Here is a 7799-nt window from a genome sequence, read left to right as displayed (position 1 = left end):
TGATCGGACCGGACAGCGAGAGTGAGCAATGGGCTTCGGACGTGGCCGCGGCCGCTGACGCCCCGGTGGTCGTGTTGCGCAAAGAGCGGTTCGGCGATCGCGACGTCAGGATCACCTTTCCCGACCTCACCGCATTCGCCGGACGTCAGCCGGTGCTGATCGACGACATTGCGTCTTCCGGCCGTACCTTGACGGCGGCGGCCCGCGAGCTCGGCTTGCGGGGGTTCCCGCCCCCGATCTGCGCCATCGTGCACGCGATCTTCGGGGACGACGCCCTGACCGAGGTCGCCGGCGCTTCGGCGCGCGTCGTCTCCACTGACGCAGTGCCGCACGCCACGAACGCCATCTCCGTGGCCCCGCTCATCGCGACCGTCCTGCGCGAGGAAGTCGCTGATGTCTGATCTCGACCTGGTCCTTCGGGTCGTCGCCGCCGCGGCCGTGGGCTTTCTGATCGGGCTCGAGCGGTCCCGGCGGATCCGCTTCGTCGGCGCGCGCACGTTCGCGTTGATCGCCACAGCCGGCGCCATGGCCGGCGTCATCGCCATGCGGCTCCACAGCGACGACGCGCGGGTCATCAGCACCGTGCTCCAAGGGGTGCTGATGGGGGTCGGATTCGTCGGCGCCGGCGTGATCATGCACCCGGCCTGCGGCCGCTCGATCCACGGCGTGACGACCGCCGCAGCGGTCTGGGTATCCGCGCTCGCGGGCTTCGCCGCCGGCCTCGGGGAGTGGCTGCTCATGGCGCTGGGCGCTGGACTGACCTTTATCCTCTTGATGGCGCCGGAGCCGTTCGCCGCCAAGACCCCGGCGGCGGAGGAAACGAAGGACAAAGCCCCGCGCTGCTGAGCGCACTGGCGCGGTCACGCCTGCGCCTCTCCGGGCGGCGTCACGCTACGATCGATTGGAGGTCGCCATGCCGAGAGCCAAGTCCGTCGGACCATCGCCGACCGGCGCCGGTGGCGGCGCCCGGCCCCAGGTCGGTGCGTTCCGCCATCGCCGCGAGGCGACCGCTCGGACGCCCGCGCGGCCGCGGGCCGTGTTCGACCGCCTGGACGACCAGACCCGGTTGGCCGAGCACATGGGCCGACCGTCCGTGATGATGGGCGGCGGTCGTATGACCTACGAGTTCGACGCGGGGCGTGGCCAGGCGGTGGGCTCGCACATCCGCATGGGCGGCGCGGCGTTTGGCTTGTCGCTCTTTGTCGACGAGGTGGTCACGGTCCGCGACCCGCCGCACCGTAAGGTCTGGCGCACAACGGGGGAGCCGAGGCTCCTGGTCATCGGCGGATACGAGATGGGCTTCGCCATCACCGAAGAGGGGGCCGGTTCGCGCCTGTCCGTCTGGATCGACTACGCCCTGCCGAGCCGGGGGTGGGCGAGGTGGCTTCCAGCCCTTGCGGGGCTTTACGCGCGCTGGTGCGTGCGTCGGATGGTGATCGACGCCGTCCAGCATTTCGCGTCGACCGAACGACAGTCGGCGTAGCGAGGGCTCACGTATGCGATGGCTGGCCAGCGCGCAGGCTCATCTCACATCGACGAAAGGGCTCGCCGCCGCCGTGCTCCTCATCCTGACGAGCTGCTCCGCAGAGCCCGGCGGCCCGCAGTCTGGCGAGGTCGCGCCTGCCGCCGCGGCGGACGAAATGGGGGAACCCCACGACCAGTCCGCCTTCGGGAAGGACCCGTCGCAAACCGACATCATGTCGCCGGACGAACCCGATTTGCACCCGGCGCCGCCGGCGGACGGGACCCGTCCGCGCTAGAGCTTTACGCTTCGTAGCCGCAAGGCGTTGGTCACCACGCTGACGCTGGACAGCGCCATGGCCGCCGCCGCGATCGCCGGCGAGAGCAGCCAGCCAAACACCGGGTAGAGGACGCCGGCCGCTACCGGCACGCCGGCCGCATTATAGACGAAGGCGAAGAAGAGGTTCTGGCGGATATTCCGCATCACGGCGCGGGACAGCCGCCGCGCCTTGACGATCCCCTGCAGATCGCCCTTCAGGAGGGTCACGCCCGCGCTCTCAATGGCCACGTCGGACCCCGCGCCCATGGCGATCCCAACTTCGGCCGCCGCCAGCGCCGGCGCATCGTTCACGCCATCTCCCGCCATCGCCACCTTGCGGCCCTCGGCGCGGAACTTCTCGACCACGGCCGCCTTGTCCTGCGGTAGAACCTCGGCCTCGACTTCGTCGATGCCGAGCTTGCGGGCCACGGCGAGCGCCGTGGTGCGGTTGTCGCCGGTCATCATGACGAGCCGCACGCCTTCGGCCTTCAGGAGGCGAACGGCTTCGGGCGTGGTGGCCTTGATGGGGTCGGCGATGGCGAACACCGCTGCGGCCTGTCCGTCGACCGCCATGAAGATTGCCGTAGCGCCGTCAGTGCGGAGCGACTCTGCCTGACTATCGAGTTCCCCGGTGTCGACCCCCTGTTCCTTCAGAAACTTGCCGGATCCGAGCACCAGACGCCGCCCGTCGATCGAGCCCAGAACGCCCTTGCCGACGGGCGAGTCAAAGTCGGACGGCTCTGAAAGGCTTAGCTTGCGATCGCTTGCGGCGCGGAGGATGGCGTCCGCGAGGGGATGCTCACTGCCACGCTCGAGGCTGGCGGCCAGGCGAAGCACTTCGGCTTCGTCCCAACCCGCGGCGGGCACGATGGCGGTGACCGCTGGCCGCCCCTCGGTGAGAGTTCCGGTCTTATCGATCACCAACGTGTCTATCTTTTCGAACCGCTCCAGGGCTTCGGCGTTTTTGATGAGCACGCCGGCCCCGGCGCCGCGACCGACCCCCACCATGATCGAGATCGGCGTCGCCAGTCCAAGTGCGCACGGGCAGGCGATGATCAGCACCGAGACCGCCGCGATGAGGCCGAAGGCAAACCTCGGCTCGGGACCAAAGACCCCCCAGCCGGCGAATGCCAGGACAGCGATCACGATCACCACTGGGACGAACCAGCCCGAGACTTGGTCGGCCATGCGCTGGATCGGCGCCCGAGAGCGCTGGGCCTGGGCGACCATGTGGACGATCTGCGACAGCAGGGTGTCGGCCCCGACCTTCTCGGCCCGCATCACGAAGGAGCCGGTCTTGTTGATCGAGCCGCCGACGACCTTGTCGCCCGCTTCCTTGGTCACGGGCATCGATTCCCCGGTGACCATCGACTCGTCGATCGAGACGCGGCCGTCCACGACCTCGCCGTCGACGGGGACTTTCTCGCCCGGCCGCACCCGCAGCTGGTCGCTCACCAGGATCTGGTCGAGCGTGACCTCTTCGTCAGTCCCATCCGTCCGGACCCGTCGCGCGGTCTTGGGCGCGAGGTCCAGCAGCGCCTTGATCGCACCCGAGGTCTGCTCGCGGGCCCGCAGTTCCAGCACCTGACCCAGCAGCACGAGGACCGTGATCACGGCCGCGGCTTCGAAGTAGATTGCAACGCTGCCATCGGTGCGCCGGAACGCCGAAGGGAAGATGTGCGGCGCCAGCGTGGCCACGACGCTGTAGGCCCAGGCCACCCCGATCCCCATGGCGATGAGGGTGAACATGTTGAGGTTGCGCGTCCGCAGGGACGCCCAGCCCCGTTCGAAGAAGGGCCAGCCGGCCCACAGCACGACGGGGGTCGCCAGGGCGAGCTGCACCCAGTTCGACGTCGTGGGCGAAATCCAGCGGTGCAGATCGAGAACATGCGCGCCCATCTCGAGCGCGAGAACGGGCAGGGTGAGGACGAGACCCACCCAGAACCGGCGGGTCATGTCGATCAGCTCGGGGTTCGGACCGCTGTCGGCGGTCGCGGTTTCCGGCTCGAGCGCCATGCCGCAGATGGGGCAGTTGCCCGGACCCTCCTTTCGGATCTGGGGGTGCATCGGACAGGTGTAGATCGTCCCTGCCGGCGCCGCAGCGGACGGGCCTTCATCCTTGGTCAGGTATTTCGCCGGATCGGCGACGAACTTGGTGCGGCACCCGGCCGAACAGAAGTGGAAGGTCTGCCCCGCATGCTCCGCGTGGTGCGGCGTGGTCGCCGGATCAACCGCCATGCCGCAGACCGGGTCGGTGACCGCCACGTCAGCCGCCTGGCGGTCCCTGGGGTCAGCATGATGATGGTGGGTATGGCCTTGACCGCTCATGGGGCCTCCTGTTCGGCGTATATATACCCCAGTGGGGCATGGATCAAATCGCGGCTTTCTGTATATTGCCGCACCGAGCGGCGGAGGCTTTGATGGAACGCACGAACAAGCCACGTCTGATCAACCGGCTGAACCGGGTTGAAGGGCAGGTGCGAGGCATCTCCCGCATGGTGGAGCAGGATCGCTACTGCCTCGACATCCTGACGCAGTTGCACGCCGCGAGGGCGGCGCTGCGCCGGGTTGAGGGCGAACTCGTGAAAGACCACCTCGAACACTGCGTCGCTGGTGCGATGGCGGCCAGCGGCGACGTGGCGGAGCGCGAACAGAAGACAGCCGAGCTGGTCGAGCTGATCGGCAAGCTGCGGAACTGATGGCGCTGGCGTCCCGCCGCAGCGGCGCTTGATCGATATCAAGGTTGGGTTTGGAGGGAACGCTAGGGTTTGGCATATTTCAATCGAGGGCACGGCGAGCCGCTGTCCGCCGACCAGCAAAGGACACACCCATGCGTACCCTATTCGTCGCCATCGCGGCCCTCGGCCTCGCCACCGCCAGCCAGAGCTACGCGCAGCCGGAACACGGAGATCACAAGGCCGCGGCCGACGCCACCGTTTCGGTCAAGGATCCCGCCAACCCAACCCACGAAGAGTGCAAGAGCGTCATGGGCCGGAAGATGGACGGCCGGGTCATGCATGACCACGCCTCCATGAAAGGCACCCCCGGGGTCATGAAGATGAAGCCGCTCAGCAAGGCCGAGATGGATAAGATGCACGGAAAGTGCGCCGCAAAGATGGCTGAAGCCAAGAAGTAGGAAAGCGGCCGACCGGCTGCGCCCTTCATGCTGCAGCCGGTCGGCCTCACTTTATCTGCCGCTTCGTTGACCCACCGACAGGACGCGACCCATGACCCATCTCTTGCCGCCCCGTCTGCTAAAGGCCTTGGCTGGCTCCGTCGCCTTGGCGGCGATCGGCCTGGCCGGGTGCGAGCAGAAGACGGAGGCTCCGGCGCCCGGCGCCCCGTCGCCCGTCGTCACGGCTCCGGCGACGACGCCCGGCGCCCCGGGCGAAGCCGGCGAGCATCATGCGAGTTCGTCTCAAACCCTAGAAGAGGCTCGCGCCGAGGGGCACCGTGAAGGGATGGAGATGGAACGCGACGCGCATGAGCGCGGAATGGAGATGGGCGCCAAGGCGCATGCCGACGGCATGGGCGCCAAGAACGACGGCTCCATCCCGATGAAGAAGGCGGATCCGCCGATGAAGATGGACGGACACATGTAGGTGGCGCCGTCGGGTCCGGCCCTGTGCATTTCTGCCGTAGCGCACGAGCACGGGATGTTAATGACGCTTAGCCCGGAGCCGCCCACTGACGAACTCCCGTGCGTTTCCCATCTCCGGCAAGCTAGCTGTGAGGCTTCGCGTGAGCGTCACTGCGCTCCCATGATGAGTTCACCCCCACCCGCTTGAGCCCGGAAAAGACGAGCGGCAATACGCACGCGGAAGGCTGCTCCCTCGGTTTTTCAGTTCTACGGACAAAAGATTTCGCTCCTCGGCCCGTGCGGCGGAACGGAACTCCAGAATGAGGGTTCAGCGGCCATCCACCTGCATAGGATGACGGCCATGCACGCCCATGAAATAATAAGTACGCACCCCCAGGTGCGCGGAAACACAAACGACAGCCTGATCCGCTGCATCGAGGAATGCTTCGACTGCGCTCAGAGCTGCACGTCGTGCGCCGATGCCTGCCTGGGCGAGCAGATGGTCGCGCAGCTGACCCAATGCATTCGCCTGAACCTCGACTGCGCCGACATTTGCACGGCCGCTGGCCACATCGCATCACGCCGCACCGGCTCAAACGAACCGATCATCCAGAGTGTGCTGAGGGCATGCGAGGAGGCCTGCCGGCTCTGCGCGGAGGAATGCGACCGTCACGCCAGCATGCATGAGCACTGCCGCATCTGCGCCGAATCGTGCCGGCGCTGCGAACAGGCCTGTCAGGCCGCCCTCCAGACGTTTCACTGATCGCAAAAGGCTCCCAGATGAAAATGATCGCCATCGTTGCGGCTGGGGCCGCGCTGCTCGCCGCACCGGCCCTCGCTCAGCAGGGCCCCGCCAGCATGCAGCACGGCCAAATGGCCAAGCAAGACTACATGAAGGGCATGCAGGACATGCATCAGAAGATGATGTCCGCCAACGACGCCGATCCTGATCGCGCCTGGGCGCTGAAGATGATCGAGCACCATAGGGGCGGGATCGCGATGTCCGATGCGGTGCTGAAGCACGGCGACGACGCGGAGGCGAAGAAGATGGCGCAAAAATCGGCGGACATGCAGCGCAAGGAGATCGCCGAACTGCAGGCCTGGCTCGACAAGCACGGCGGACGCGCGCCGAAGCCCTAAGCAGATCAGCCGCGGGCTCCTTGCGCCCGCCCAGGCCGATCAGATCGCTCGCCCTTGGACCCTGACCTAGATGTCAGGCGGCTGGGAGCCTGGTCGCATCTGGGCCCGAGTCTCAGGGGCGGGCCAAAGGCGATCCGCCCGGCGACGAATCCAAGCACGGGCCGGACCCTCGAACAGTAGGTGAAGGGCGATGGCCGCCAGAAGCGACAGCGCCAGGAGCGCGGCTACCTCCCACCAGCCGAGTACATAGCCGCTGTCGCGCCCCTGGGCGGCCGACCAGACGCCCTTCCAGGCGATCAGGATGGGCATGTGGACGAGATAGAGCGCGTAGGAGGCTTCGCCCCCGAGGCGGGGCCAGCGCGCCTTGAGGACACCCTCGGCCTGTACCTTCGAGAGCATAGCCAGAGCCAGTACGAGCGGGCCCGCTGCAGCGACGATCCATCGGTCGTCGGCCTTCAGGTGCATCAGCGCGACGAGAAGAATCGCCGCCGCCCCGGCGAACAGGACGGCGGCCCGGCGACCAAGCAGCAGGCGTTCTCCTAAGCGGTAGAGGGCCACGCCGTAGAGGAATTCGGGGATGATGCGCAGTATGCCCATGCTCGCTTCAGCGTGCACTACAATGTCGTCGAACAGGGCTTGGTAGACTTGGTCCAGCGCCAGGAAGAGCAGGGCGGTCAGCGCTAAGAGCAGCATCGGCCGGCGCCGAAGCTTCAGACCGATCCACGCAAATACCGGGAAGGCGAGATAGGCGAACCACTCGGCGGACAGCGACCAGGAGGGACCGTTCCATTCGGCTTTCACCACCTCCGGGAGCCAGGCGTGAACGAGGAGCAGTGTCGTGACGAGGCCGGCGGGATTGTAGAGATTGCGGTCGAACTCAGCGCCCACCAGGCTCGCCGTGGTGACCATGACCAGCACGAAGGCGAGCACAGCCAGGTGCGCCGGGTAGATTCGGGCGAAGCGGGCGATCAGGAACCTGCCATAATTCATCCGGTTTCCGGCGATCGCATCGCGATAGGCGTGGGTCAGGACAAAGCCGGAGAGGATGAAGAAGGCGTCGACCCCGAGCCGCGCCCGGTCGAAGAACCCGGTCGACGACATGGCGTCCCAAGGCCACTGCAGCTGATAGTGGAAGAGCACCACCCCCAAGGCCAACAAGAAGCGTACGCTGGTAAGAGCCGGGAGATCGGCTGGAAACACGCCTCCAGCCTCGCGCGCTTCGCTTTCGCGACGAACCATTGCAGCCCCCCAGCTCCCGACCTCTATAGGACATACGCGGGACGGCGCCGCCGGCCCTCA

General features: G+C 67.0%; 11 protein-coding genes. 9 read left to right on the top strand and 2 right to left on the bottom strand.

The genetic code is table 11. The features are described 5' to 3' along the window. The 4 genes from A2790_RS19410 to A2790_RS19395 form a co-directional block, all read left to right on the top strand. Nucleotides 1-401, top strand: a 401-nt coding sequence (locus A2790_RS19410; RefSeq protein ID WP_293395167.1) for a phosphoribosyltransferase family protein, incomplete at its 5' end; no start/stop codon positions are given. Next, complete coding sequence (locus A2790_RS19405; protein WP_293395164.1) at nt 394-846, top strand: MgtC/SapB family protein; 453 nt, start codon at nt 394-396, stop codon at nt 844-846. The genes A2790_RS19410 and A2790_RS19405, both read left to right, overlap by 8 nt. Before the next feature lie 67 nt (nt 847-913). After that, nucleotides 914-1483, top strand: coding sequence for an SRPBCC family protein (locus A2790_RS19400; RefSeq protein ID WP_231732256.1), 570 nt, complete (start codon nt 914-916; stop codon nt 1481-1483). Between the two features lie 13 nt (nt 1484-1496). Next, entirely contained in the window at nt 1497-1760 is a 264-nt protein-coding gene (locus A2790_RS19395) for a hypothetical protein (protein ID WP_293395153.1), read from the top strand. On the opposite strand, the gene A2790_RS19390 is transcribed toward A2790_RS19395, so the two are convergent. Further along, nucleotides 1757-4108, bottom strand: coding sequence for a heavy metal translocating P-type ATPase (locus A2790_RS19390; protein WP_293395150.1), 2352 nt, complete (start codon nt 4106-4108; stop codon nt 1757-1759). The genes A2790_RS19395 and A2790_RS19390 overlap by 4 nt on opposite strands. A gap of 92 nt (nt 4109-4200) precedes the next feature. On the opposite strand from A2790_RS19390, the gene A2790_RS19385 reads away from it, so the two are divergent. The 5 genes from A2790_RS19385 to A2790_RS19365 all read left to right on the top strand — a co-directional run bounded on the left by A2790_RS19385 (nt 4201) and on the right by A2790_RS19365 (nt 6500). Further along, nucleotides 4201-4479 carry a metal-sensitive transcriptional regulator gene (locus A2790_RS19385; protein WP_066680674.1) on the top strand — a complete coding sequence of 93 codons (279 nt, stop codon included), beginning with the start codon at nt 4201-4203 and terminating at the stop codon, nt 4477-4479. Between the two features lie 131 nt (nt 4480-4610). Beyond that, nucleotides 4611-4916, top strand: a complete 306-nt coding sequence (locus tag A2790_RS19380) for a hypothetical protein (RefSeq protein ID WP_066680675.1) — start codon at nt 4611-4613, stop codon at nt 4914-4916. Nucleotides 4917-5007: 91 nt separating this feature from the next. Further along, nucleotides 5008-5382, top strand: a complete 375-nt coding sequence (locus tag A2790_RS19375; RefSeq protein ID WP_293395148.1) for a hypothetical protein — start codon at nt 5008-5010, stop codon at nt 5380-5382. A 339-nt stretch (nt 5383-5721) separates the two neighbouring features. Continuing rightward, entirely contained in the window at nt 5722-6123 is a 402-nt protein-coding gene (locus A2790_RS19370; RefSeq protein ID WP_293395145.1) for a four-helix bundle copper-binding protein, read from the top strand. 17 nt (nt 6124-6140) lie between these two features. Then, nucleotides 6141-6500: a DUF305 domain-containing protein gene (locus A2790_RS19365; RefSeq protein WP_293395142.1), complete on the top strand. Its 360-nt coding sequence runs from the start codon at nt 6141-6143 to the stop codon at nt 6498-6500. 66 nt (nt 6501-6566) lie between these two features. Here the strand turns inward: A2790_RS19365 and A2790_RS19360 are convergent, their stop codons facing one another. After that, a complete protein-coding gene (locus A2790_RS19360) occupies nt 6567-7739 on the bottom strand; it encodes an acyltransferase (RefSeq protein WP_293395139.1) in 1173 nt (390 codons plus the stop codon). Nucleotides 7740-7799: the final 60 nt, after the last annotated feature.

It is taken from the genome of Phenylobacterium sp. RIFCSPHIGHO2_01_FULL_69_31 (genome assembly GCF_001824475.1).
Lineage (GTDB): Bacteria > Pseudomonadota > Alphaproteobacteria > Caulobacterales > Caulobacteraceae > Phenylobacterium.
The sequence above is the reverse complement of the archived record's forward strand: the minus strand, read 5'-3'. Positions and strand labels throughout refer to the sequence as shown.

Excerpts from the sequence above, each read along its gene's own strand:
- A2790_RS19365 (WP_293395142.1), top strand. The coding sequence starts at position 6,141 with ATGAAAATGATCGCCATCGTTGCGGCTGGGGCCGCGCTGCTCGCCGCA.
- A2790_RS19390 (WP_293395150.1), bottom strand. The coding sequence starts at position 4,108 with ATGAGCGGTCAAGGCCATACCCACCATCATCATGCTGACCCCAGGGAC.
- A2790_RS19375 (WP_293395148.1), top strand. The coding sequence starts at position 5,008 with ATGACCCATCTCTTGCCGCCCCGTCTGCTAAAGGCCTTGGCTGGCTCC.
- A2790_RS19370 (WP_293395145.1), top strand. The coding sequence starts at position 5,722 with ATGCACGCCCATGAAATAATAAGTACGCACCCCCAGGTGCGCGGAAAC.
- A2790_RS19400 (WP_231732256.1), top strand. The coding sequence starts at position 914 with ATGCCGAGAGCCAAGTCCGTCGGACCATCGCCGACCGGCGCCGGTGGC.
- A2790_RS19405 (WP_293395164.1), top strand. The coding sequence starts at position 394 with ATGTCTGATCTCGACCTGGTCCTTCGGGTCGTCGCCGCCGCGGCCGTG.
- A2790_RS19380 (WP_066680675.1), top strand. The coding sequence starts at position 4,611 with ATGCGTACCCTATTCGTCGCCATCGCGGCCCTCGGCCTCGCCACCGCC.
- A2790_RS19360 (WP_293395139.1), bottom strand. The coding sequence starts at position 7,739 with ATGGTTCGTCGCGAAAGCGAAGCGCGCGAGGCTGGAGGCGTGTTTCCA.
- A2790_RS19385 (WP_066680674.1), top strand. The coding sequence starts at position 4,201 with ATGGAACGCACGAACAAGCCACGTCTGATCAACCGGCTGAACCGGGTT.
- A2790_RS19395 (WP_293395153.1), top strand. The coding sequence starts at position 1,497 with ATGCGATGGCTGGCCAGCGCGCAGGCTCATCTCACATCGACGAAAGGG.